Here is a 23,126-nt window from a genome sequence, read left to right as displayed (position 1 = left end):
GCGACCGGCGGGGGCGGCGTGGTGGCGGCGGCGGGAGCCGGAGCGGCGGTGCGGGTGGTGATGTCGGCCGCGACGGCGCCGGGCAGCCACCCCTCGGGGCGGCGCAGCGCCGTCTGGTCGCTGGCCTGGTGGCACATCGTCAGCACCTCGGCGACGGACGGGCGGCCGGCCGGGTCCTTCGCCAGGCAGCGGGTGACCAGTTCGCGCAGGCGGTCGGGGAGACCGTCCAGGGAGGGCTCCTCGTGCACGATGCGGTAGAGCACCCCGTGCGAGGCGCCCTCGCCGAAGGCGGGGCCGCCCAGCGCGGCGTACGCGGCGACCTGCCCGAGCGCGAAGACGTCCGTCGCGGGCGTCACCTCGCCGCCGGCGGCCTGCTCGGGCGCCATGAACGACGGGGTGCCGACGGTGACGCCGCTGCCGGTGAGCGAGGTGGCGTCGGCGGCGCGGGCGATGCCGAAGTCGATGACGCGCGGCCCGTCGGAGGCGAGGAGGACGTTGCCGGGCTTCAGGTCGCGGTGGACGATGCCCGCGCCGTGGATGACCTGGAGGGCCTCGGCGATGCCGGCGACGAGCAGCAGCACCGTGTCGACGGGCATCGGGCCGTGCTTCCGGACGGCGTCGGCGAGGGAGGGGCCGGGGACGTACGCGGTGGCCAGCCACGGTTCGCGGGCGTCGGTGTCGGCGTCGATGACCGGCGCGGTGTACAGGCCCTGGACGCGCTGCGCGGCCTGGACCTCACGGGCGAAGCGGCGCCGGAACTCGGCGTCCTGCGCGAAGTCCGGCCGGATCACCTTGATGGCGACGGGGCGGCCGCCCGGCGTGTACGACAGGTAGACCTTGCCCATCCCGCCGGCGCCGAGGCGCGCCGCGAGCCGGTACCCCGCGACGGAACGAGGATCGTCCTCCTCCAGCGGCTGGAAGACGGTCCCCCCATGGTGCTGACCACCACTCATCGATCCATGTCTCCTGAAGAGGAATCACCGCGCGACGTGCGGTGTACTGGTGCGGCGCGTTGCGTGAACGGCACTGCGGTGCCGGACCCGCACCCTACCCAAGCTGGATGCCGGGCCTCCACGCGCGAGCAGGTGCGATGCGCGCCCCCGCGGACGGGGCGGAGCGCACGGGGCCGGGAACGGCCCTCGTCGACCGGTGGCGGGCGCAGCCTCAGCGGGTGCAGCGGTGGCGGGTGCGCTCACGGTACTCACCGTACTCACGGTGCTCCCGCTGCTCGCGGCACTCATGGCGCTCACGGCGGGCGGTGGGCGGTGGGCGGTGAACGGCGGGCGGCGGGTGACGGCGGAAATCCGGCGAAACGGTTCTGCTGTGCCTCACTCCTCCCATCGGGGGTAAACGCGACAGAGCAGGCAGTCGATCGGGAGGGATCTCAGTGAGCGGATCGTCACTACGGGCGGTGGGGTGGGCGCGTTCCCTGCCGTTGGACAGCGATGTGAAGACGGCCCGGGACTGGACCCGGGAACACCTGCGGAGGCTGGAGTGGACCGCCGACGCCCCGGAGACGGTGGACGCCGTGCTGCTGGCCGTCTCGGAACTGGTCACCAACGCCCACGTCCACGCCCACAGCAACGCGCAGTTGGTCATGACCTGGGACGAAAGCTGCCTGCACGTGGCGGTGCACGACGCCTCGTCGGACCTGCCCACGCCACGTCCGCCGAGCACCGAGAGCACCGGCGGGCGCGGCATGTTCCTCGTCGACGCCCTGGCCGACGAGTGGGAGGCGCGCCCCTGCCTCGACGGCAAGACCGTCATCGCCTGCTTCCGGCCGCCCGGCGCACATCGGACCGACACCTGACCCGTGCCGGGGCTCGAGGCCGGCCTCGGGGCGGGTCGAACTTCGGTCCGGGCCGAACTCCGGGCCTCGGGCCTCGTGCCGGTCCTCGGGCCGGAGTCGGTGAGGGTCTTTCCGGCCGTCGGCCGGCGGCGGTCCGACCGCCCGGGGTTCCCGGCACCCACGAGCGGTGCGGGGGCGACATCCCCGCCTGCCGGGTCGTCGGCGCGAGGCGGCGGTGGCAGCGGCCTTCCGCCGGTGCGGAACCCGGCCGGAGGCCGGCGGGGCGGTTCGTACCGGAACGGAGGGGCGGGATCCCGCACACGGGAGGTTTCCGGCGCCGCACACGGGGGCTTCCGGCTCCAAGTGGTCGCTCCGGACCGGAGCGGGGTGGTACTGGGGGCGGCCTCGCCGCGACCGGTCTCCGACGTCAGCGTGGCACCACGCGCGACTTCCTCGAACGGCAGAGTCGCCGGCTGTGGCTCTGTGCACGGGTTTCGACAGCGGTTGTTCACCATCTCGGGAGGCAGCCGGATCGGCTCTGGGTCGATGTTCACGAGAACGGGAGGCACCGCGTGGGCTTTCCCGCCGACCGGGTGGAGGTAGGCGCCAGCCGGGCCGCGCGTTGACGCCGGCACACCTCGTAGGGTGTTCCGATGTTCGATCGTTTGGAGATCGAGGTGTTACCGCCGGGCCCCCGGTTCCCTGCCCGGTTACGGTCCTGGGTCAACGGCGAGGACGTGGTCGAGGAAGCGGCCGGTGAAAGCGGCCGCGGACCGTACGCGGCTGATGTGCTGCCGGCCGGCGGTCCCAGCCCTCTACGGGCGATTGACGAAGCACGCCGCCTTGGGCCGAGGGAACCCGACTGCGCGGGTGACTACTGCGGCTTCCTGACCGTGGCCGTGCAGTGGTCGGACGGGGAGGTTCCGTGGGCGGCGCACACCCCGTGCTCCATCCCCGCCGGAACTCCGTTTCGACGCGGGTCAGTACGACGCCGAAGTGGCTCGCGCCGAAGCGGACCGGGGTCGGCAGGCGCATCCGTAGCCCAGCACGGCGCACCCCCGCCCAACTGTCAACGCTTCCCGACCCCGCGTCCCTTGTCGACGGGGGCCTCCCGGCAGCCTGGGTGCTGTCGAAACTCGTGAACATTCCAGCCAGGCTGCAAGCGCCACCCGCCTCCCGAACCGACGTAGAAGTGCTGCTCGTTCTCGCGAACAGAGCCACGTGCCCGGTGCGACGTCTCCGGATCGAGATGCTTGTCCCGCCGGATGGCAGGGGAACGGCTCCGTCCGCGACAACCCCGTCCCGGCCTCCCGACAGGACCGTGATCGAGCAACACGGCCTCCGACATGATCGTGATCGACGTACGAACCCGGCCGTCGTGGGGCGGACGGAGCAGCGCATCCCTTCCGAAGGGGCACGTCGCGGAGTCCTCGTGTCGCTTTCGCCAGAACGGGTGGTGCGTCACGCCGCCGAGGCCGGCAACGGCCCCGGGCGACCCTGACGGAGCAACGTGGGAGTAGGGGGGGCGTGTGCCCCGCGGGTGAGTCCGGCGCCCGGCGCCTGCCACGTCCCCTCCCCGCCGTGCACGGTCCGGGCTGCGGTCATAAGGGCCGCCTTATCGGTCACGCGCCATCTCGCATGGCCGGCGCGCCTGACAGGGGCGGCCCGCCGTGCGAAGGTCGGGGAGGCGCCTCGCGGAGCCGGGGCCGCCACCGTCGGTACGGGACGGAGCACTCGCGTTCGCGTCGCCGCACATGACCGGGGGGGGGAGGAAACGATGACGGACACGCATGCCACGAGGGCGACTGCCGTTCTGCGGGGCCGTGCGACGACCGGTCCGTCCTGATCCCACCCCTCTCGGCGGGAGCCGCTTCTCGCGCCGGGTGGCCGGGAGATCCCGGTACGCCGGCGCGGACCCCGCCCGTGACGTGTCCGCGGGTTCCCGCCCACGTGTTCCGGGAGGACCACCGGAGTGCCCGGTGCACGGGGACCCCGCCCTTCGAGCGGGTTCCGCGCCGTTCGCCACCCCTGAGGCCGCCCCGTCGGCGCCGGTTCCCGGCGCCGATCGCACGACACCGCTCGCCCCGCACGTACGACATCGACCGGGCATCGGGACGCCCGGGTCCACGCAGCCGTGCCCCATGACCACGGGCCGGCCGCCGGGCCGGACACCAACCGCAGAACGGGGACCATCCATGCTCCTTTCCCTTCGGACGAAAACCGCGGCGCGAGCGTTCCTCGCCCTGACGGCGGCCCTGTGCCTGGTCTCCGTCGCGCCGCCGCCGGCGGCGGCCGCGCCGGCAGCGCCGCGAACCGTCGAGGTGCCGGCGGGGGTGACGGCCGGGGTGGCGGTGTTCGACCGCCAGACCGGAACCTTCACCGAGCAGCTCAACACGACCCAGCAGTTCCGGGCGGCCTCGGTGGTCAAACTCCTCATCGCGCTGGACCACTTGTGGAACCGGAGCCCCTACGACCTCACGACCACCGACCGCGCCCGGCTGGACGTCATGCTCCGCAGCAGCGACGACGACGAGGCCACCCACTACTGGGTGCAGAACGGCCAGGGCACCATCGTCGACCGGATGGTCTCGCGGCTGGGGCTCACCCACACCGCAGCACCTACGGGAACCCTCTCCGGCTACTGGGGCTACACCGCCATCACCGCCGCGGACACCGTACGGATCTACCGCCACCTGCTGGACGCCGCGCCGGCACCCGTGCGCGACTACGTGATGGGCAACCTGCGGCAGGCCACACGCTGCGCCGCCGACGACTTCAACCAGCACTTCGGCATCGCAGGCGCGTTCAACCGCCCGTGGGCGGTCAAGCAGGGCTGGTCCGGTTTCAAGTCGGGGGGCTGCGCCCCCACGGCATCGGCCACCGGTACTTCCGCGATCACGGCCGATGCCTCCCGCACCGAGGCGGTGAACAACGTGGACCTGGTCCGTGAGGCGCTGCACACCACCGGCACGGTGGGAACCGGGGACCGCTCCATCGTGGCCGTCCTCACCCTGCACCCCGACGGCACCCCGTACGGCAAGGCCTACACGGACCTGGGCAGGCTGACCCGCTCGCTCCACGTCCCCGGCGGAGTCCGTCCCACCGGCACCTGGTTCGGCACCTGGGGATCGGGCCCCCGGGTCCGGCCCCTGCCGTCCACCGAGCCCGAAGAGCTGACCACGCTGCCCGCCGGCGTGGAAGTGCTGGTCGGCTGCCAGAAGAGGGGCGAGCAGGTGTCCATCCCGCCCTACACCAACGACTGGTGGGCCTACCTCCCGCAGTACGGCGGCTACATCACCAACATCTACATCAGCTCACCGGGCAACCAGCTTCCCAACGTGCCGATCTGCTGAGCGGGTCACGAGCACCTCTCGACGGCGGTGACGCCGCCCGGTACGAGCGGACACCGCCCCCTGCGGGCGGACACGGAAGGCACAGAACGATGACGCGATGCCGCAGAAGCGCGGCCACCGCCATGACGGTCCTGGCCCTGACGGCGGTGGCCACCGGCTGCGCCGGCGGGCCGGTGGCCGACGGTGGGCCGGTGGCCGCCGAGAAGCCGGAGGCAACCCCCACCCCGTCGGCCGCGAGGCCGACGACGGCTCGGGAGCGGAGCCTGCTGCACGACGCGGAGCAGGAACTCCAGCGCAGGTGCATGCGGGCGGCCGGGTTCCGGTTGTGGGCCGTGCCCGAGAACCCGCTGCCCGAAGCCCGTGACTTCCCCTACGTCGTCGACGACCCGACGTGGGCGAAGCGGTACGGCTACGGCAGCCTCTTCGAGGAACGGATCAGGCGGCTCCGCGCCGAGGACCCCAACCGGGTCTACCTGCGCGGCCTGCCCGTCGACCGGCAACGGGCGGCGATCGCCGCCCTCAACGGATCGGGCCGGGAAAAGCTGCGCGCCGAACTCCCCGGAGGGGTGGTGATCGGGCACAGCACCACCGGCTGCCGGGTGGAGGCGTGGCGCACCCTGTACGGGGACGTGACCGCCTGGTTCGCGGCCAAGACCGTCGTCGACAATCTGGGCGCCCTCACGCGGCAGCGCGTCACCACCGACCCCGACTTCACCCGCGCCATGGGGAAGTGGTCGGTGTGCATGCGGGGGAACGGTCTGCCCTACCGGAGCCCGGCGCAGGCCAGGGCCGAGTTCCTCGGAACCGACGAGCCCGGCGACACGGCGCGGGAGGTCCGTGTCGCCGTACAGGAGGCCGGGTGCGCTCGCAGCAGCGGTCTGGCCTCCACCGTGCAACGCCTGGAGGACCGCCACGGCCGGGAGGTGCGGCGTGAGCACCGTGCCGAGGTGGACCTCGTGGAGCGCCTGCGCACCGGCGCCCTGCCGTCGGCCCGCACCGTCCTGGCCCGCTGACGGGCCGGGACCCCAAGACCTCACCGCCAGGGAGCGCGGGCCGTGCCTGCCCCTCCCCCGAGCGGAGCTGAGGAAATCCGAGTGACAACCAACCGGAAAAGAGACAGCGACATGAAGATGAAGCACAACAGGGCCCTGCTCGCGGCGGTCTTCACGGCCGCGCTCCTGACGCCGACCACCGCCTTCGCAGCGAACACCGAGGCGTCGGCGCCGATGTCGGAGCAGGCCGCGGCGGCCGACGGCAACCTCTACGCGTGGGAGCACGCGTGGAAGGGCGGCCGAATGGCCGCCTGGTCCGGCAACAGCTCCAACTGGTCGGACCGCAACATGCGCAACCAGGCGTCGTCGGTGCTCAACAACGGCTACGCGGGGGCGTTTGGCCACGTGCGGCTCTACTGGGACGCCGGGTACGGCGGTGCCTCGTACTGCCTGCGCAACGGCGAAGACCTGATGGACATGCGCTACGACTACTTCGAGCACAACGGCGCGGGCGGCGGTCAGTCGATGAACGACAACGTCTCCTCGCACCGCTGGGTCGGCTCCTGCTGACCCTCCTTCCCGTGCGCCGCGGGTGCCGGCCGGCCGGGCCGGTACCCGCGGCGTCCGCGAGTGGGCGGCGGTGACGGAGCGGAACCGCGTCAGCGGACGTGCGACGCCCCCGACGGGAGTCGTTCCGCCGGTCCGCCGGGAGGCACCGCCGCCTGCCGGGTGAAGATACGCGCGGCCTGCCGGACCGCCCGGATCGTGGGTTCGTCGCGGTTGCCGGCGAGCCAGGCCAGGACCGATGCGGACGGCGAGAGGTCGGTGACATCGACGTACCGGACACCGGGGCGGGGGAAGAAGTCACGGGCCGCGGCGGGCAGGAAGCAGATGGCCTCCCCGGAGGCCACGGCGTGCAGCAACGCCTCCAGGTCCGGCACCACAGGGCCATACCGCACGGCGCTGCCGTCCGGGCGCGGGTCCACCGCCCAGAAGTCCCACCACACCCGCGGCACCTGCTCGGGCATGTCGACCACGGGGTAGCCGGCGAGCCGGGCGAGCGTGAGGCGGGACGCCGCGGCCAGGGGGTCGTCGACGGGCAGACAGGCCACCCGCGGCTCGGTTGCGAGGTGGTGCGCCTCCACTCCGTCCGGTACCGGGGCACGGTGGAAGAGCACGTCGACCTCCTGCCGGAGGAGGGCGCTCATGTGGTCGATGAGGCTCAGACTGACCAGTTCCACCGCCAGCCGGGGGTGACGGTCCCGCAGGACACTCAGCACACCGCGGGTGGACGGCATGGCGGCCTCGGCCCCGATGGTCCCCACGACGAGCCGTCCGGAGACCTGGCGCTGCCGCGAGTCGGCCGTCTGGCGCAACAGCACCATGGCGTCGAGCACCCTCTCGGCGTCGGGCACCATGGCACGTCCGTCCGGGGTGAGGGACACCGACCGGCTGGTCCGTTCGAACAGCTTCACCCCCAACCGCTTCTCCAGGTCCCGGATCTGCTGGCTCAGAGCGGACTGGGTGATGCACAGGCGCGCGGCGACCGCGCCGAAGTGGAGTTCCCTGCTCAGCGCCAGAAAGAGGCGCAGCTGATGAATGCTCGGCTCCGTCGTTCCCCCGGCGCTCACACCGCCGGCCGTTTCCGTCCGACCCCCATAGTCATGAGGAGCACGCTACTGACTTCGGCGAAGTACCTGAAAGGTTTGGGGCGACACGCGCGGATGAGTCCGAAACCGGCTGTCGGCGGCACCGGTCGCGGCGGGGCGGCGGTCGTGAGGCTCCGGCCCCACGCGGTCCGGGCGGGTAGCGGCCCCGTCCGTCGCCGCGGTGTCCTTCGAGCCCGCTCACGTACCTCGAGCAGGGGCCGACCGGGTGAAGGACCGGATGTGGACCGCCACTCGGCGGGAAGTCCCACGCCTCCTACAGCGTCGTCGGCGCGACGAGGCTGGACACCGGCCCGGTCGGCGACCCCCGGGTCGCGGGCCGGGGCGCCGTCGCCTGCGGACCGGACGGAGGCCGGATCCCCTCCCCCGTCCCGCGACCGCACACGGCGACCGCCGTGGCCGGCGTCCCGGGCGACCGACGCTCGAAGGGGTCGGTGGGGCCGAAGGGGCCGAAGGGGCCGGTCCCCGCCTCACCGAAGAGCCGTTCCGGAGCCTCCTGCCCGTGACGCCTGCGGAACGCGGTGCCGGCCGCCGCCCCGGACGGAGTCCGCAGGGCGCGGGCGCGCCCCCTCGGGGACGGAAGCGGCGCTACGGGCCGGAGCCGTGGGGGCGGGCCGATCGGCAGGGGGCACGGGGCGGACCCGGCACCCGCGGTTCACCGGCCGGCACGGCGGCCTCCGGCACCGGTGCGAGCCGACCGTAGCGCGCTCGGGATCCGGGTGTGCTGATCCAGGTGTACTGACCTGGGGCGTCAGGGGATCCGGGCCTCGACGTGGGCCAGGTGGGCGGCGAGGATCTCCTCGAACGCGGGCCGGCGGTCCGCTCCGAGCGGGCGGATGCCACGGGCGAAGTGGGCCAGGGCGGGGAAGTGTTCGGGGTCGGCGCCGAACACCGCGACGCGGAACTGCTCCATGCCCTGTTCGTACTCCTCGGGGGGGACGGTGCTCATGCCGGCCTCGGAGGCGATCAGCGCGGCGATGAGGATCACGAGGCGGTGGTACCGCACCGGGATCTCCTCGTCGGGCAGACCGGAAGCGCGCAGGGCCTGCAGCACTTCTTCCATGACCCGTCGGGAGCCGGTGCCGCCGGAACCGTAGCGCCCCCACACCGCGGCGAGTTGGGGCTGCTCGCCGAACGCCTCGCGCAGGCGCAGGGACAGGGCGGTGATGCGCTGCTTCCAGTCGCCCTCGGGGCGGTGCCCGTCCATGGCGGCCAGCAGGATCCGGTCGGCGACCGCGCGCAGCAGTTCGGTCTTGTTGCGAAAGTGCCGGTAGAGGCTGGAGGAGTCGGTCCCGAGCGCCTCGGCGAGCTTGCGCACACTGAACGACTCGGCGCCGCTCGTGCGCAGCAGCCCCACCGCCGTGTCCAGGATCTCCTCGGTCGACCATCGCCTTCGGCCCGTCATCTCACCCCTCTCGTCGGACTCAGCTTATCCATGCACTTGTCGATGCACGCAGTGCGTGCATAATGAGGGCACTGGTGTTCGCCCGTCGTGGCGTACCCGGCATGCGGCTCGGAGGGGAGAAGGACACATGGGTGGGACCACTGCCGCGACACGGCCGCCGGAGCCGGACTTCTCGGTGATCACGGCCGGGGAACTGCGCGCCTACCGCGACGCGGAGAACCGCTTCCGGGCCTCCGGCGCGGCACGGGCGATCCTGGGAGAGCCGGACACCGGCGCCGCGATCGCCTGGCAGGAGGTCGCGCTGCCCGGCCGCGACCTGCCGGTCCGGGTCCACCGACCGGCCCCAGCAGGAGGCGGCGGCACCCCGGTCCGGACCGACCTGCCGCTCGTGGTCCACGTCCACGGGGGCGGCTTCGTGGGCACGGCGGTGCAGTGCGACTGGACCAACAGCCGCCTCGCCGCGCGGTTGCCCGCCCTCGTCGTCTCCGTCGAGCACCGCCTCCTCGCTCCCGGCAGCCCGCTGTCGGACGCCGTCGACGACGGCTGGGACGTGCTCCGGCACGTGGTGCGGCACGCCGCGCGGTGGGGCGCCGACCCGGCGCGCGCGGCCGTCTTCGGCGAGAGCTGCGGCGCGCTGATCAGCGCGCTGACCGCCGTCCGGGCCCGGGAGGCCGGCCTGGAACTCACGGCGCAGGTACTGGTCAACCCCCTGGTCGACGTGACCGGGACGATGTTCGACCACCCCTCGATCGCCGAGTACGGAAGCAGTCCGGCGCGGGTCCTGCCGCAACTGCGGCTCCTGCAGCGGCTCGCCGTCCCGCCGGGAGCCGACGCCCGTGCGGTCTCGCCGCTGTACGCGGACGACCTGAGCGGGCTCGCCCCGGCACTCGTGGTGGTGCCCACCCGGGACGCGCTCGCCGACCACGGCCGCCGCTACGCCGAGCGGCTGCGCGGAGCGGGGACCCTCGTGCGGCTCTCCGAGTACCCGGGAGCGAAGCACGCGTTCCTCACCCTGCCCGGTGTGGAGCCACAGGCCGGGGACGCTCGGGCGGAGATCCTCGCCTTCCTCCGCGCGGCCCTGGTGAAGTGACGGAGGGACGGCGCCCCGCCCTCGGACCCGACGCCCCGACAGCCTCCCCGGCTCGGCCCCGGCGGCCTGGGCACGATCGGCGCCCGCGGGGCCGCCGTCCCTCTCCGTCGCGCCGCCGAGGGGCCGCTGCCCGCCGACGGCCGACGTGGCGGCAGCTCCATTCGGCTCCGTTCGGCTCCGCGCGCGGCCGCCACGGCCGCCACGGCCGCATCGCATCGCATCACACCGCATCGCACTGACGCGAACCGCGACCACCGCACACCATGGAGGACGACACCGTGCAGCGAATCGGCATCATAGGAGCGGGCGAGATCGGCAGGGCGATCGTCGAGGGCCTGCGCAGCGGGGGCGACGCGTCACCGGAGGTCTTCCTCTCCCCCCGGGGAGCCCGCGTCGCCGCCGGACTGTCCGAGCGGTTCGAGGACGTCCACGTGTGCTCCGGCAACCAGGAGGTGGTCGACCGCGCCGAGTTGGTGATCATCGCCGTGCGCCGCCAAGACCGCCACGAGGCACTGGCCGGACTGGTGGTGGAGGACGACAGGACCGTGGTCAGCGTGATGGCCGGCGTCGCCGTCGACGACCTGCGCCGGACCCTCGCCACCGGTGCCCCGATCGTCCGCGCCATCCCGTTGCCCGCCGTGCGCGAGCGCCGCTCCGTCACCGTGACCTGCCCCTCGCACCCGGTGGTGGACACTCTCTTCGGACGGCTGGGCGGGGTGCTCCCCGTCGCGGACGAGGACGCCTTCAACGTCTTCTCCGCCCTGACCGGGACCCTCACCGCCCACTACGCCTACCTCGCCGCGCTCACCTCGTGGGCCACCGGCCACGGCATCGCCCCCGACACCGCCGACCGGTACGTGCGCGGCCTCTTCCGGAACGTCGGCCGCTCGCTGGAGGACGGGACCCGCTCCCTGCATCGGCTCGCCGCCGACCACGAGACACCCCGAGGGAGCAACGAGCGGGTCCGCACTGCGTGGTTCGATCCGGCCAACGCCGCGGCCCTCAAGGAGGTCCTGGACGGCCTCCTCGACGACCTGAGGTGACGCGGCCTTCCGGCTCGCGGCCGGCCGTCCGCGAGCCGGAAGGCCGTCCCCCTCGTGAAGAGGCGCGTCGCACGGAGATCCGGGCCCGTGACGGGCCCGGGCGGCCCTCCCCGGCCGATCGGTCCGTCCCGGGGCCGCAGTCGGCGCCCCGCACGGAGCGCCCTGCACCCCTCGAAGGGCGCCCGAACACGCGGCCCGCTGGCCTTCCCGGCCGGTCGCCCGTACCCCTCACCGCGAGGTCGTCCCGGGCCGCGACCGGCCGCCCCCGGCGACCTCCTCGGCACCACGGGGCTGCCGCCGCCCACCGCGCACGCGCGGCGCCTCGGCAGCGGGTTCACCGGGCCCGGACCGCGGTGGCCGGCCGCCCGCGACCAGTGCGCCGAGGGCCGTGCGCCGGTGGGTGACCGAACGGCCCGTACGGGTCGTCGTCACCATGCCCGCCGACCTGAGCGCCGCCGCGTGGGAGGAGGCCGTCGCGTTGCTGACGCGGAGGGCGCGGGCGGCCGGCGGCCCCCTCGGGGCCGCGGGGTCCGAGGGGGCCGGTGGCGGTGCGTGGCGGCGGAGGCGCGTGGCCGGTGCCTCAGCTCCGCGTCACCAGGAGCGGTGGAACTTCACGTGGCTGCCGTTGCGGTCGAACCAGCCGCGGAAGCCCCAGTTGATCCAGCCGCCGTCGCCGTTGTCGGTGAACTCCCCGGACTCGAAGACCCAGAGGCCGTAGTGGACGTTCCCCCACTTGACGTTGGCGTAGAGCCGGGTGCCCTGGAACCGGCCCTCGTAGTTGTGGCTCAGGTTGAACAGCATGACGTTGTGCCGGCCGCCGGCCGCTTCGAAGGCCTTGTCGACCGCCTCCCGGACGAACGCGCCGCGGTCGCCGGTGTCGATGCCGCGCAGGGCGTCGGCGATCGCACGGCCACGGCCGAGCTGGTCCATGGAGACGCTGACGCTGACGCTCTTGCCGGCGGCCTCGAAGCCGGTTTCCCGGGCCGCGGGGGCGGAGGCGGGGGGGGGCGGAGGGGCGCTCGGCGGCCTGGGCCGGGAGCGCGGCGGCTCCGACCAGGGCGACGGTGGTCAGGGCGAGCGCGGAGAGGCTGGTCTTGCGACGCATGGCTGGGCTTCCTGTTCTGTCGGGGCCGGGGCCCGGGGAGAGGGTGCGCGCGGTGCGGGACCGGGGTGTGGCGCGGCCGGTCACCAGGAGCGGTAGAAGTTCACGTAGCCGCCGTCGCGGTCGAACCAGCCGCGGAAGGCCCGGTTGATCCAGCCGCCGTCGCCGTGGTTGGTGAACTGGCCCGACTCGAAGACGATCACCCGGTAGGTGCCGTGGATGCCGCGGACCTTGGCGTCGTACACGACGCCGTGGAGGTTGCCGCTGTACCGGTTGGCGTCGTTGATGACCATGACGTTGTAGCGCTGGCCGGCCTCGTAGAAGGAGCCTTCCATCAGGGACTTCACACAGCCGGAGCGGTTCTGGTTGCACTCGATGGCGTTGTTGACGATCTGGTACAGCTTGCCGGTGAGTTCGATGACCTTGGTGATCACCTCGACCGTCCCGCGGCCGGTGGTCTCGCTCGTCCCCTCGGGCTGGGCCGCGACCGGCCGAGACCGGGGCGCGGACGCCTCGGCGGCGCGGGCGGCGGGGGATGTCGGCGGTGTTGTCAGTGGGGTGCGCTTCACTGGATTCGTCACGGAAAGTAGTCGATCTGGGGGGTTGTCGTGACGGACCGTACGACGTTCGTGTCGTTGGAGGGACTGCGGGCGCGGGGGTGGACCGACGGGATGGTGCGGGACGTGCTGGGGCAGCCGGACGTCCAGGGGCGCAGTCCCCGGCGGGGGGTGGGGGCGCCCGTGCGGCTGTACCTGCTGGCCCGGGTGGAGGCAGTGGAGCGGGCGCGGGAGTTCGGGGTGTGCGCGCGGGCCGGCGGCGCCTCGGGGAGCGCGGGGGTGCGGGTCGCCGCGGAGAGTCGGCGGCGGGCCGTGCTGGCGTCGCTGCGGGCCGAACCGATCCGGGTGCCCATCTTGCCGCCCGCGGAGCTGGAGCGGCGGGCGGTGCGGTACCGGCGGCGGACCGGTGGGGCCGGGGCGGACGACGGTCCGGGCGGGGACCTGGCCCGGTGGCAGGTCGGTTACCTGCGCGGCGCGTTGCGGTCGTACGACACGCTGCTGGACGGGCTGTTCGCCGGCTCGGGGCGGGCGGAGGCCGAGCGGCTGCTGCGGCAGCGGGTGTACGCGGCCATCGCGCAGGCCTATCCGCGCCTCGCCGAGGAGTGCCGTCGGCAACTGGGGAGGGACCGGTGAGCGCGGCCCCGGAAGGGGCGGCGAGCGGTGGCGGCCGTACGGCGGGCCCGCCCCGGCCCGTACCGCGGGTTCCGGTCCTCCGCGGGTCCCGGCCCTCCGCTCTAGGGAAGCCACTCCCGGCACGGCGCGGTGGAACGGCGCCCGCACCCTGCGGCGCGGGCGCCGTTCCACCGCGTCCCGCCTGCCGGTCGGGAGGCCCGCGGCCCGCCGCGTTCGCGGCGGCTGCGCCGTGGCGGACACGGGGGGGGACGGAACCTCGCCGTCAGCGGGTGGTCCGGTGGCTGGGGTCCACGATCCTCTCCAGCACCTCGCGGACCACCCGGTAGGCCGTCGCCGCCGTGTCGTCGGCGACGTTCTCCTCCTCCTCTCTGGCCCAGTCGCGGACCACTCGGATGCGGCGGAGGAGTTCGTCGGCGTCCACGATGTCGCTCATGTGCTACTCCTACCCCGTCCGGGATGCGGCCATGGCACAGAAACGGCTTCCCCGGCGAGCGGGAAGGACCGGCGGGGCCGCCGCCGGCTGCACGCGGACCGACTCCGGGCAGGGGCGGCGGGCCCGCGCCGGGGAGTGGCCGAATGCCCACCCCGGCCGCCCGGGGTGGTGGACGATGGGCGTGGAACGAAGGGGGCGGTCACCGTGGGAGAGAACGTGCCGGTGCGCTGCCCGGCCTGCCGGCGGGCGCACGCGTACGCACCGCCCGTCTATCCGTGCGCGTGCGGGGCGCCCGTGGTGCTGCCCCTGGCGCACGATCACCCTCCGGCGCCGGTCATCCGCCGCACCTGGAGCGACGAGTGGGTGACGGCGCGGTGCGGGGCGTGCGGGCGCCGGGACCACTGGCCGCAGCCTGAGCTGGGCTGTCCGTGCGGCACGGTGCTGCGTCTGCCGGTCCGTCCCGCGCCCGGCCCCGCTCTCGGTGACGCGGACGCGGGACCCTCAAGCCCCGCCGCGACCGCGGTCCCCGCCGAAACGCCCGGCGACACCGACCGGGGCGGCCCCGCCGAGCCCCGGGACTCCCGGGGCCCCGGCGAGTCCCGGGGNGTCCCGGGGTCCTGTCGAGCCGCGAGGTCCCCGCGATCCCGGCACGGCCCTCCCCGGCACGGCCCNCCCNGGCACGGGTGTCCCCGCCGTACGGGCCGCCTCCCCGGAGCCGCGGCGGACCGCCGCGGGCCGCCCCGCCTTCACCCCGGTCACCATCCGCACCACCCGCGACGTGGTGACCACCGCCGCGCTCTACCTGCGCTGGCTGGGCTTCCGGGAGGTCGTGCAGCCCGAGGAGCGCCGGTCGTCCATGACGCCCGCCGTCGAGCTGCGCGGCCCCGGCCTGGTCGCGCAGGTCGATCCGACGACCCGCCCCGTGCCGCTGCGCGCCGTGGAGTGCCTGTGGCTGGAAGGCCTGGCCTCCTCCTCGGTCGCCGCGTACTTCTCGCTCGCCGGATACGAGGACGCGTCCCGCGCCCGCGCGGACGGGGTCGGACTGCCGCTGTTCGCCATGGACCTCACCGGCACCCCGCAGCCCGTCAACGCCCCCGCCGCCGATCTCCTCGCCCGCGGGGCGTGAGCGGTGTGCCCGCGTCCCGCCCGCCCCGCGGACCTGCCGCTCCTCCAGGGGATCGAGCGCGCGGCGGGCGAGGCGTTCCGTGCGCTCGGCATGGACGCCGTCGCCGACGACGACCCGCCGCCGCTCGGCACCCTGGAGGCCTACCGCGCGGCGGGCCGGGTCCGCGTCGCGGAGGACGGCGGGCGTCCCGTCGCCTACCTGCTCTGGGACGACGTGGACGGCGCCGTCCACATCGAGCAGGTATCGGTCCATCCCGACGCCGCCCGGCGGGGCGTGGGCCGCGCCCTGATCGGCGACCTGGCGGCGGACGCCGCCGCCCGCGGCGTACCGGCGCTGACGCTGACGACCTTCGCAGACGTGCCGTGGAACGCCCCGTACTACGCCCGGCTCGGGTTCCGGGTCCTCCACGAGGGGGAACTCACCGACGGGCTGCGCGCGATCCGGCACGCCGAGGCGGCCCACGGCCTGGACCGCTGGCCGCGCGTCTGCATGCGCCGCGACCTGAGCTGACACCGCAGCAGGGCGTACACCTCGGCCGCCGGGCCGCCGAAGCCACCCGGCCGCCGACTCCCGGCCACCGGAGCCGCCGGCCCCCGAGGGTTCCACCGGCGAGGACTGCACCGCCGGGGTGTTGCGACGGCTGCCAGAACTCAAGAGCGCGCCCGGGGGCTTCGCGTTCTCGGTGCGGTGAGTCAGCCGCGTCCGCGCCGGCCGCGGACGAGCAGCGTGCCGATCCGCTTCTTCCGACCCTCTGGGGCCGGCAGGACGGTGACGGCGACCTCCTCGAAGCCGTGCTGCTTGAGCAGCACGGCCCAGACGTCGCTCGGGTAGTCCCAACGCTTCACGATGGCCGGGTCCTCATCCGGGCCGCGCGGGATGAACGACGCCTGGCAGCCGTAGCAGCCGTCGATGGGCGGGTTCTGCGACATGGCGAACACTCCGCCCGGCTTCAGTCGCTTGTGCACGGCCGGGAGCATCAGGTCAGGGTCGGTGAAGTAGGCCGCGCCGAATACGGAGAAGATCGCGTCGAACTGCGTGGGCCGACCCGCCAGGAATTCCAGGGCGTCGCCCCTGTGGATCTCCATGTCGACGTCCGGCCAGCGTTCCCTGGCCTTGGCGATCTGCGCGTGGGACACGTCCACTCCCACCGCGCGCATCCCCAGGGTGGCGAGGTGGGCGAGATTCCCACCCGATCCGCATCCGAGATCGAGGACGCTCTGTCCCTCGCGCAGGTCCAAGAGCGTGGCGCCGGGCCCGTGATCGGGGTGCTGGGTCCAGTTGAACCACGTCTTCTCGCCCCTCGCGTTCGTCTCGCGACGGTTGGGCTTGCTCGCCGCGTACGTGTCCCACGCTGCGCTGCGGGTGTCAGGCACTCGTCTTCCGTTCTCGTCCGGGGGCGCGGCCACCCGGCGACGTGCACCGGGCGGCCGCGTACATCATGGATCTACTTGCCCTTGGCCACCGGGCTGTCGGTGCATCCGGCGTAGCTCTGGGTGCAGTCGGCCTTCCCCTCCGCCGGCCAGAAGTCGACGTCGACCTCGAAGCCCGCCGCCTCGATGATGTCGCGGGTCCGGGCGAGCACCTTCCGGCCCTCGACGGGGTTGTGCGAGCTCCGGTCCGGAACGTGGTGGATAAACCCGGTGCCGAGCGCGTCGCAGAAGGCGGCGTACGGGGCGGTGTGCAGCATGAAGGCGTGCCAGAACTGGTCGACCCGCAGGCTCGGTGCCATCTTCTCCTCGGTGGTGCCGGTCGCGGCGAGGAACGCGATCATCTGGTCCACGCCGCGCTCGCCGAGGTCGTCGGTGAGCTCGGGCCAGTATTCGTCGCGGACGAAAGAGATGAGGTCGGCCCGCGTCTCGGGAGCGAGGAGGCTTGTCGCCTGCTCCGGTCGTACGTTGGTGGTGGTCACGTCGCTGCCTTCCGTCGTCGGGTGGTGCATGAATACGCTGTGTCGCCCGCCCGGCCGCTCGACCTGTCCCTGTCTGGGGCCATTCGACCGGGTGGGGGGGTAGAAGGCACGCCCGCGCGGGTCCGGGAGTGGGTAGCCGAGGAGGATCGGCCCCCACGCAGGCAGCCGGTTCATGGGGCGATCGTCAGGAGCGCATCGATCACCAGGCCACACGAGCCGGCGATCATGATGATGAAGAGGACGCCTGCGTACTTCGTCACGGGTACCTCCTCGCCAGCGCGTTGCGTACGGCGAGTCGCGCCGACAGCTCCTCGCGAGCCGTCAGGCGTCGGACCTTCTGGGGCGGTGCGCTCCACTCTCGACCACCGGTCAACGGCCTCAAGTAGAGGCGTCCGCCCCAGGTGTCCATCACCACGCCGTTCCTGTCACGCCGCAGGTCCCTGACCAGGTCGCCGGCCTTCGCCTCCGTCGCCTTATGGCTCTCCATGGCGAAGAAGTTACGGGCGGCTACCACCACCTTCCAGGCACGGAGCGTGGCACTTTCGCGACGGACCGTCAGAACTGCCACGGAACATGGCGGTTACCCGGATACCTCCAGGTGGGAGGCCATCTCCCGCATGTCCCGCGTCAGGGTGCGCTTCCTGCGGGCGAGGATGTCGCGCATGATGTAACGCGCCATCGTCTGGTGCTTCAGCCACTCCGGGGAGGTCCGCCGGATCGCGCTCAGCTCCTCCATCGCGTCCTGGTGACTCCCGAGCAGCACGTGAGCCCGCGCGACGTCGAGACGGTGCCGATCCCAGTTGTTCGAGGTGGGATGGCCGAACCGCTTCATCGCCGCCTTGCCCACGAAACCGTCATCGGCCCGGCGTAGAACCCCGCGCGCGTCTCCGATCAGAGAGAGATCTTCGATCGCCTTCATCTCCGCCGTGACCGGCCCGAACGTGGCCCAGTGCGAGCCGAAGTCGGTGTGCTCGACACTCAACGCGCTCGCGACCGTGGCCGTCATGCGCCGCACGTCTCGGGCGACGTCCGGACGATTGTTCCGCATCGCCGCGGACGCCGCACGCTGAAGGAGCTCTCCCCAGAGCGCCAGCTCGGCGGGCTTGGCCTTCGACAGGCGCTGCGGCTCTGTCTCGTCGGCCGTCGCGGTGGCCAGGTGCTCGACTTCGTCGAAGCGGTCCTGCCGCAGGAGCAGCCAGGACAGGCCGACGACTCCAGTGGCCGCGATTTGCTGACAGCCGGCGTCCCGAGCGTCCTGGATGCCCCGCGAGAGGGCATGGTACGCCATGTCGTAGCGCCTGGTCTGGGTGAGGTACTTCCCGGTCAGGAGGAGGGCTCTGGCGCGTACGGCGACAGCCTGGCGTCTCTCCCCCTCGCCCTCCGAGAGCGCGACCGCGGCCTCGGTGTTCCGCAGGATGCCTGGCAGGGCCTTCGCGACGGAGTCGTAGCGGTCGGCGTGGTAGAAGGTGTGCGCGTCCTCGATCGCTCGGCCGATGGAGCTCAGAGGTGGAGCCTGCGTCGGCTGGGCGACGACTGAAGTCAGTCCGATGGGCGGCATGAGGGCCTGGCGCAGTTCGGAGAGCTTCGGCCCGTCCCCTTCCCGGTGATGCAGGGGGTCGGGAGCCTCCGTTGCGAAGAGGCTCGATGTGGTGGTACCGAGGGCTCGGGCGAGCATGTGAATGGTTTCGACCTGTGCGCTACCGCCCTGTTCGATCTTGCGGACGACTCCCACCGATAGGCCGGCGGCCTCGGCGAGCCCTTCCTGGCTCAGGCCGAGGCGGCGTCGGTGGTTTCGGACGTTCTCCCGGAGCGACGACATCGAATCACCTCGGCTTCAGCGTAACGGCGCCCCGCGGGCCCGGTGGGGCTCCTTGCACGCTGCGTCACCGTTCGGTGAGCGCGCCTTCTTCTGCCGCATGGGTGCCGCGACCTGAGCTGACGCCGCAGCGGGGTGCACACCCCGCACATCGGGCCGCCGAAGCACCCGGCCGCCGGAACTGCCCGGCCCTCGACCACCCGGCCACCGGCTCCCGGCCGCCGAAGCGGCCGGGAGCCGGCCCGGCCGCCCATCCGCACGGCCGCCCGGGGTCAGGCCGGGTTCCGCCCGTACCGTTCCCGCAGCTCCACCTTGCGGACCTTGCCGCTCACCGTCATCGGGAAGGCGTCCAGGACCTCCACGCGGCGTGGGACCTTGTAGTGCGCCAGCCGGTCGCGGCAGTACGCGGCGATCTCCTCGTACGTCGGCGGGTCGGCCGGGTCGCGGGGGATCACGCAGGCGAGGACCTCCTCCCCGTACCGCTCGTCGGGCACGCCGACCACCTGCACGTCGGCGACCTTGGGGTGGCTGTACAGGAACTCCTCGATCTCCCTCGGGTAGACGTTCTCGCCACCCCGGATGATCATGTCCTTGATGCGGCCGACGATCTGGAGGTACCCGTCCTCCCGCATCACCGCCAGGTCGCCGGTGTGCATCCAGCGGCCCCGGTCGACCGCCTCGGCGGTCCGTTCGGGCTCGTCCCAGTAGCCGAGCATCACCCCGTAGCCGCGGGTGCACAGCTCGCCCGCCTCGCCGCGCGGCAGGGTCGTCCCGCTCGCCGGGTCGACGACCTTCACCTCGACGTGCGGCAGGACGCGGCCGACCGTGCCGGTGCGGCGCTCCAGGTCGTCGTCGCGGCGGGTCTGCGTGGAGACGGGCGAGGTCTCGGTCATGCCGTAGCAGATGGACACCTCCGCCATGTTCATCTCGGTGACGACCCGTTTCATCACCTCCACCGGGCAGGGCGATCCGGCCATGATCCCGGTGCGCAGGGAGGACAGGTCGTAGGCGGCGAAGTCCGGCAGGTTCAGCTCGGCGATGAACATCGTCGGCACCCCGTACAGGGAGGTGCAGCGCTCCTGCTGGACGGCGCGCAGGGTGGCGGCCGGGTCGAAGGAGGGCGCGGGGATGACGATGCACGCCCCGTGGGAGACCGCCGCCAAGTTTCCCATGACCATGCCGAAGCAGTGGTAGAAGGGCACGGGCAGGCAGATCCGGTCCTCCTCGGTGTAGCCGAGCGCCTCCCCCACGAAGAAGCCGTTGTTGAGGATGTTGTGGTGGGAGAGGGTGGCGCCCTTGGGGAAGCCGGTCGTGCCGGAGGTGTACTGGATGTTGACCGGGTCGTCGCAGGAGAGCAGCGCCTCGCGGGCGGCCGGCTCCGCCGCCCCCACCGAGGCGGCGCGGGCGATCAGCGCGCCCCAGCTGGCGTCGCCGATGTGGACGGTCTCGCGCAGCGCCGTGCGCCCGGCGCGCACCTCCTCGACCAGCGCGCGGTAGTCGCTCGTCTTGTGGGCAAGGGAGGCGACGAGCAGGCTCACCCCGGCCTGGTCGAGGACGTAGGCGAGTTCGTGGGCGCGGTAGGCGGGGTTGATGTTCACCATGATCGCGCCGATGCGGGCGGTGGCGTACTGGACGAGCACCCACTCCGGGCAGTTGACGGCCCAGATGCCGACCCGGTCGCCCCGCTCCACGCCCGACGCGAGGAGCGCGCGGGCCAGTTCGTCGACGGCGGCGCCGAACTCGGCGTACGTCCAGCGGCGCCCGGACGGGACGTCGACGAGCGCCTCCCGGTCGGGGAACCGCTCGACGGCGCGTGCCAGGTCGGCGCCGATCGTGTGGCCGAGCAGGGGCGTGTCGCCGGTGCCGTGCGCGTACGACGGCTGTGCGGTGCGGGTCACCGGAAGTCCTCCTCGCGGTACTCGCCGGCCGAGCCTCGCGCGGTGCGTTCGCGCAGCTCGATGCGGCGGATCTTGCCGGACACGGTCTTGGGCAGGTCGGCGAACTCGATGCGCCGGATCCGCTTGTAAGGGGCGAGGGCCGTCCGGGCGTGCGCGAACAGCGCCCTCGCCGTGTCCGGTCCCGGCTCCCAGCCCTCGGCGAGGACGACGTACGCCTTGGGCACGGTCAGCCGCAGCGGGTCGGGCGCGGGCACGACGGCGGCCTCGGCGACGGCCTCGTGCTCCAGGAGCGCGCTCTCCAGCTCGAAGGGGGAGATCTTGTAGTCGGAGCTCTTGAACACGTCGTCGCGCCGGCCCACGTAGGTGAGGTACCCGTCGGCGTCGCGGGAGCCGATGTCGCCCGTGCGGTAGTACCCGCCCGCCATGGCCTCGGCGGTGCGCTCCGGGTCGCCGTGGTAGCCGGTCATCACGCCGACGGGGGCGGCCGACAGGTCCAGGGCGATCTCGCCCTCGTCGGCGCCCGGCTCCCCCGTCACCGGGTCGAGCAGTTCGACGCGGAAGCCGGGGCCGGGCCGCCCCATGGATCCGGGCTTCAGCGGCTGGCCGGGGCTGTTGGCGATCTGCACGGTCGTCTCGGTCTGCCCGAACCCGTCCCGGACGGTGACGCCCCAGGCGCGCCGCACGGCGGCGACGACCTCCGGGTTGAGCGGCTCGCCGGCCGCGACGGCCTCGCGGGGCGGGGTGCCGAGCGCGGTCAGGTCGGCCTGGATGAGCATCCGCCACACGGTCGGCGGCGCGCAGAAGGTGGTGACGCCGTGCCGGTCCATCTCGGCCATGAGGCGGGCGGCGTCGAAGCGGGCGTAGTTGTGGACGAAGACCGTGGCCTCGGCGTTCCAGGGCGCGAAGAGGTTGGACCAGGCGTGCTTGGCCCAGCCGGGCGAGGAGATGTTGAGGTGCACGTCGCCGGGGCGCAGGCCGATCCAGTACATCGTCGCCAGGTGGCCGACGGGGTACGAGGTGTGGGTGTGCTCGACGAGTTTGGGGCGGGCGGTGGTGCCGGAGGTGAAGTACAGCATCAGCGGGTCAAACGCCCCGGTGGGGCCGTCCGGGGTGAAGTCGGCGCCGGCCCCGTACGCCTCCTCGTACGCCGCCCAGTCGGCCGCGCCCTCCGCCGGGCCGCCCACGGCGATGCGGGTGTAGTCCCCCGGCACCCCGTCGAACTTCGCGGCGTCGGCGGCGCGGGCGATCACGTGGCGGACCCGGCCGCGCTCCACCCGGTCCCGCAGGTCCGCCGGCCCCAGGAGCGTCGTGGCGGGGATGACGACGGCGCGGAGCTTCATCGCGGCGAGGGCGGTCTCCCACAGCTCGGCCTGGTTGCCGAGCATCACCAGGATGCGGTCCCCGGCCCGTACGCCGTGGGCGTCGCGCAACCGGTTGGCGACGCGGGCGGAGCGGGCGGACAGCTCGGCGAAGGACAGCCGGGTCTCGGCGCCGTCCTCCTCGACGATGTGCAGCGCCGTCCGGTCGTTTCCGGCCGCGATGGCGTCGAACCAGTCCAGCGCCCAGTTGAACCGGGCGGGGCGGGGCCAGGCGAACCCGGCGTACGCCGCCTCGTAGTCCTCCCTGTGCCGCAGCAGGAAGTCCCGGGCGGCCCGGAACTCCTCGGTCGCACCGGTGTCCGGCATGTGTCCTCCTCATTGCGGGACGGGTTCGCGCCATCGTGTAATCGGTGACGCAGGTCTCACTACCCCCGTACGGGGGTGAAGCGGCGGGCGGGAGTGGTGCGCGTGGGTGAACGGCGGAGTGACGCGGCGGAGCTGCGGACGGCGCTGCTCCGGATGCGCCGGGCCACGGGACTGCCGGTGGCGTTCGGGGGGCTGCTGGACGAGCGGCCCCGGGCGCGGCTGCGGATCGAGGAGCTGTCGGGCGCGTCGTCCGGGGCCCTGCGCGGGCTGGTGGTCGGCTCCGGGAGCGGTCTGGGCGGCCGGTCGATGGTGCTGGCCCGGCCGTGCGCGGTGGCGGACTACCGGGCGGCGCGGCACATCAGCCACGAGTACGACGGGCCGGTCGCCGCCGAGGGGCTGCGGTCGGTGCTGGCCGTTCCGGTGGTGGTGCGCCACCGGGTGCGGGCGGTGCTGTACGGGGCGCTGCGCACGCCGCAGCCGCTGGGCGGCCGGGTGCTGGACGCGGCGGTGGCGGTGGCGCGGGAGATGGAGCAGGCGCTGGCGGTACGGGACGAGGCGCGGCGCCTGGCGGAGCCGGCGCCCGGTGCCGGCGGGGCCGCGGCCTGCGGCGCGGCGGCGTGGGAGGCGG

Annotated in this window: 21 protein-coding genes and 2 pseudogenes; 10 read left to right on the top strand and 13 right to left on the bottom strand. The window is 73.5% G+C overall.

Annotated elements, in window-relative coordinates:
• On the bottom strand, positions 1-953 hold a 953-nt coding region (locus MW084_RS17980), incomplete at its 3' end, for a serine/threonine-protein kinase (RefSeq protein WP_275563682.1).
• Between the two features lie 434 nt (positions 954-1,387).
• Between MW084_RS17980 and MW084_RS17975 the strand changes: the two genes are divergently transcribed.
• From MW084_RS17975 to MW084_RS17960, 4 genes are all read left to right on the top strand, one after another.
• Complete coding sequence (locus MW084_RS17975) at positions 1,388-1,810, top strand: ATP-binding protein (RefSeq protein ID WP_086024577.1); 423 nt, start codon at positions 1,388-1,390, stop codon at positions 1,808-1,810.
• A gap of 2,174 nt (positions 1,811-3,984) precedes the next feature.
• A complete protein-coding gene (locus MW084_RS17970) occupies positions 3,985-5,142 on the top strand; it encodes a hypothetical protein (protein WP_010470702.1) in 1,158 nt (385 codons plus the stop codon).
• A gap of 122 nt (positions 5,143-5,264) precedes the next feature.
• A complete protein-coding gene (locus MW084_RS17965) occupies positions 5,265-6,155 on the top strand; it encodes a hypothetical protein (protein ID WP_010470704.1) in 891 nt (296 codons plus the stop codon).
• A gap of 111 nt (positions 6,156-6,266) precedes the next feature.
• Entirely contained in the window at positions 6,267-6,704 is a 438-nt protein-coding gene (locus MW084_RS17960; protein WP_010470706.1) for a peptidase inhibitor family I36 protein, read from the top strand.
• Between the two features lie 89 nt (positions 6,705-6,793).
• Here MW084_RS17960 and MW084_RS17955 read toward each other — a convergent pair whose 3' ends face one another.
• Both MW084_RS17955 and MW084_RS17950 read right to left on the bottom strand, forming a co-directional pair.
• Positions 6,794-7,765: a LysR family transcriptional regulator gene (locus MW084_RS17955; protein WP_010470707.1), complete on the bottom strand. Its 972-nt coding sequence runs from the start codon at positions 7,763-7,765 to the stop codon at positions 6,794-6,796.
• A gap of 787 nt (positions 7,766-8,552) precedes the next feature.
• A complete protein-coding gene (locus MW084_RS17950; RefSeq protein WP_010470709.1) occupies positions 8,553-9,206 on the bottom strand; it encodes a TetR/AcrR family transcriptional regulator in 654 nt (217 codons plus the stop codon).
• A gap of 127 nt (positions 9,207-9,333) precedes the next feature.
• Between MW084_RS17950 and MW084_RS17945 the strand changes: the two genes are divergently transcribed.
• Together MW084_RS17945 and MW084_RS17940 are read left to right on the top strand one after the other, a co-directional pair.
• Positions 9,334-10,296 carry an alpha/beta hydrolase gene (locus tag MW084_RS17945; RefSeq protein WP_010470712.1) on the top strand — a complete coding sequence of 321 codons (963 nt, stop codon included), beginning with the start codon at positions 9,334-9,336 and terminating at the stop codon, positions 10,294-10,296.
• Between the two features lie 263 nt (positions 10,297-10,559).
• A complete protein-coding gene (locus MW084_RS17940; RefSeq protein WP_010470714.1) occupies positions 10,560-11,339 on the top strand; it encodes a pyrroline-5-carboxylate reductase in 780 nt (259 codons plus the stop codon).
• A 363-nt stretch (positions 11,340-11,702) separates the two neighbouring features.
• Here the strand turns inward: MW084_RS17940 and MW084_RS17935 are convergent.
• The 3 genes and pseudogenes from MW084_RS17935 to MW084_RS17925 all read right to left on the bottom strand — a co-directional run.
• Positions 11,703-11,840, bottom strand: a pseudogene (locus tag MW084_RS17935) (ArsR family transcriptional regulator); the annotation flags it as partial.
• A gap of 90 nt (positions 11,841-11,930) precedes the next feature.
• Positions 11,931-12,269 (bottom strand): hypothetical protein, encoded by a 339-nt coding sequence (locus MW084_RS17930; protein ID WP_275563681.1) that lies wholly within the window; start codon positions 12,267-12,269, stop codon positions 11,931-11,933.
• Between the two features lie 255 nt (positions 12,270-12,524).
• Positions 12,525-13,022 carry a stress protein gene (locus MW084_RS17925; RefSeq protein WP_158684322.1) on the bottom strand — a complete coding sequence of 166 codons (498 nt, stop codon included), beginning with the start codon at positions 13,020-13,022 and terminating at the stop codon, positions 12,525-12,527.
• A 27-nt stretch (positions 13,023-13,049) separates the two neighbouring features.
• Between MW084_RS17925 and MW084_RS17920 the strand changes: the two genes are divergently transcribed.
• A complete protein-coding gene (locus MW084_RS17920; RefSeq protein WP_275563680.1) occupies positions 13,050-13,631 on the top strand; it encodes a hypothetical protein in 582 nt (193 codons plus the stop codon).
• A 262-nt stretch (positions 13,632-13,893) separates the two neighbouring features.
• Here MW084_RS17920 and MW084_RS17915 read toward each other — a convergent pair whose 3' ends face one another.
• Positions 13,894-14,064 (bottom strand): hypothetical protein, encoded by a 171-nt coding sequence (locus MW084_RS17915; protein WP_169331692.1) that lies wholly within the window; start codon positions 14,062-14,064, stop codon positions 13,894-13,896.
• Between the two features lie 676 nt (positions 14,065-14,740).
• On the opposite strand from MW084_RS17915, the pseudogene MW084_RS17905 reads away from it, so the two are divergent.
• A pseudogene (locus MW084_RS17905) lies at positions 14,741-15,190 on the top strand (hypothetical protein); the annotation flags it as partial.
• Between the two features lie 3 nt (positions 15,191-15,193).
• Entirely contained in the window at positions 15,194-15,700 is a 507-nt protein-coding gene (locus tag MW084_RS17900) for a GNAT family N-acetyltransferase (protein ID WP_010470030.1), read from the top strand.
• A 182-nt stretch (positions 15,701-15,882) separates the two neighbouring features.
• Here the strand turns inward: MW084_RS17900 and MW084_RS17895 are convergent, their stop codons facing one another.
• The 6 genes from MW084_RS17895 to MW084_RS17870 form a co-directional block, all read right to left on the bottom strand.
• On the bottom strand, positions 15,883-16,563 hold the full coding sequence (locus tag MW084_RS17895) for a class I SAM-dependent methyltransferase (RefSeq protein WP_010470031.1): 681 nt from the start codon (positions 16,561-16,563) through the stop codon (positions 15,883-15,885).
• A 71-nt stretch (positions 16,564-16,634) separates the two neighbouring features.
• On the bottom strand, positions 16,635-17,099 hold the full coding sequence (locus MW084_RS17890) for a glycine-rich domain-containing protein (RefSeq protein WP_050986749.1): 465 nt from the start codon (positions 17,097-17,099) through the stop codon (positions 16,635-16,637).
• A gap of 256 nt (positions 17,100-17,355) precedes the next feature.
• A complete protein-coding gene (locus MW084_RS17885; protein WP_476718373.1) occupies positions 17,356-17,667 on the bottom strand; it encodes a hypothetical protein in 312 nt (103 codons plus the stop codon).
• Positions 17,668-17,679: 12 nt separating this feature from the next.
• On the bottom strand, positions 17,680-18,918 hold the full coding sequence (locus MW084_RS17880) for a helix-turn-helix domain-containing protein (protein ID WP_010470036.1): 1,239 nt from the start codon (positions 18,916-18,918) through the stop codon (positions 17,680-17,682).
• A gap of 269 nt (positions 18,919-19,187) precedes the next feature.
• On the bottom strand, positions 19,188-20,813 hold the full coding sequence (locus MW084_RS17875) for an AMP-binding protein (RefSeq protein WP_010470037.1): 1,626 nt from the start codon (positions 20,811-20,813) through the stop codon (positions 19,188-19,190).
• Positions 20,810-22,498, bottom strand: a complete 1,689-nt coding sequence (locus MW084_RS17870; protein WP_010470039.1) for an AMP-binding protein — start codon at positions 22,496-22,498, stop codon at positions 20,810-20,812. Before MW084_RS17870 ends, MW084_RS17875 begins: the two co-directional genes overlap by 4 nt.
• Positions 22,499-22,600: 102 nt before the next feature.
• Here MW084_RS17870 and MW084_RS17865 point away from each other — a divergent pair.
• Positions 22,601-23,126: GAF domain-containing protein (locus MW084_RS17865; RefSeq protein ID WP_420833746.1), on the top strand; the 526-nt coding region annotated here is incomplete at its 3' end.

It is taken from the genome of Streptomyces sudanensis (assembly GCF_023614315.1).
Classification (GTDB): domain Bacteria; phylum Actinomycetota; class Actinomycetes; order Streptomycetales; family Streptomycetaceae; genus Streptomyces; species Streptomyces sudanensis.
This window is presented reverse-complemented; position numbering and strand designations above follow the sequence as displayed.

Excerpts from the sequence above, each read along its gene's own strand:
- MW084_RS17945 (WP_010470712.1), top strand. The coding sequence starts at position 9,334 with ATGGGTGGGACCACTGCCGCGACACGGCCGCCGGAGCCGGACTTCTCG.
- MW084_RS17950 (WP_010470709.1), bottom strand. The coding sequence starts at position 9,206 with ATGACGGGCCGAAGGCGATGGTCGACCGAGGAGATCCTGGACACGGCG.
- MW084_RS17880 (WP_010470036.1), bottom strand. The coding sequence starts at position 18,918 with ATGTCGTCGCTCCGGGAGAACGTCCGAAACCACCGACGCCGCCTCGGC.
- MW084_RS17930 (WP_275563681.1), bottom strand. The coding sequence starts at position 12,269 with ATGGACCAGCTCGGCCGTGGCCGTGCGATCGCCGACGCCCTGCGCGGC.
- MW084_RS17960 (WP_010470706.1), top strand. The coding sequence starts at position 6,267 with ATGAAGATGAAGCACAACAGGGCCCTGCTCGCGGCGGTCTTCACGGCC.
- MW084_RS17965 (WP_010470704.1), top strand. The coding sequence starts at position 5,265 with ATGACGGTCCTGGCCCTGACGGCGGTGGCCACCGGCTGCGCCGGCGGG.
- MW084_RS17870 (WP_010470039.1), bottom strand. The coding sequence starts at position 22,498 with ATGCCGGACACCGGTGCGACCGAGGAGTTCCGGGCCGCCCGGGACTTC.
- MW084_RS17970 (WP_010470702.1), top strand. The coding sequence starts at position 3,985 with ATGCTCCTTTCCCTTCGGACGAAAACCGCGGCGCGAGCGTTCCTCGCC.
- MW084_RS17940 (WP_010470714.1), top strand. The coding sequence starts at position 10,560 with ATGGAGGACGACACCGTGCAGCGAATCGGCATCATAGGAGCGGGCGAG.
- MW084_RS17915 (WP_169331692.1), bottom strand. The coding sequence starts at position 14,064 with ATGAGCGACATCGTGGACGCCGACGAACTCCTCCGCCGCATCCGAGTG.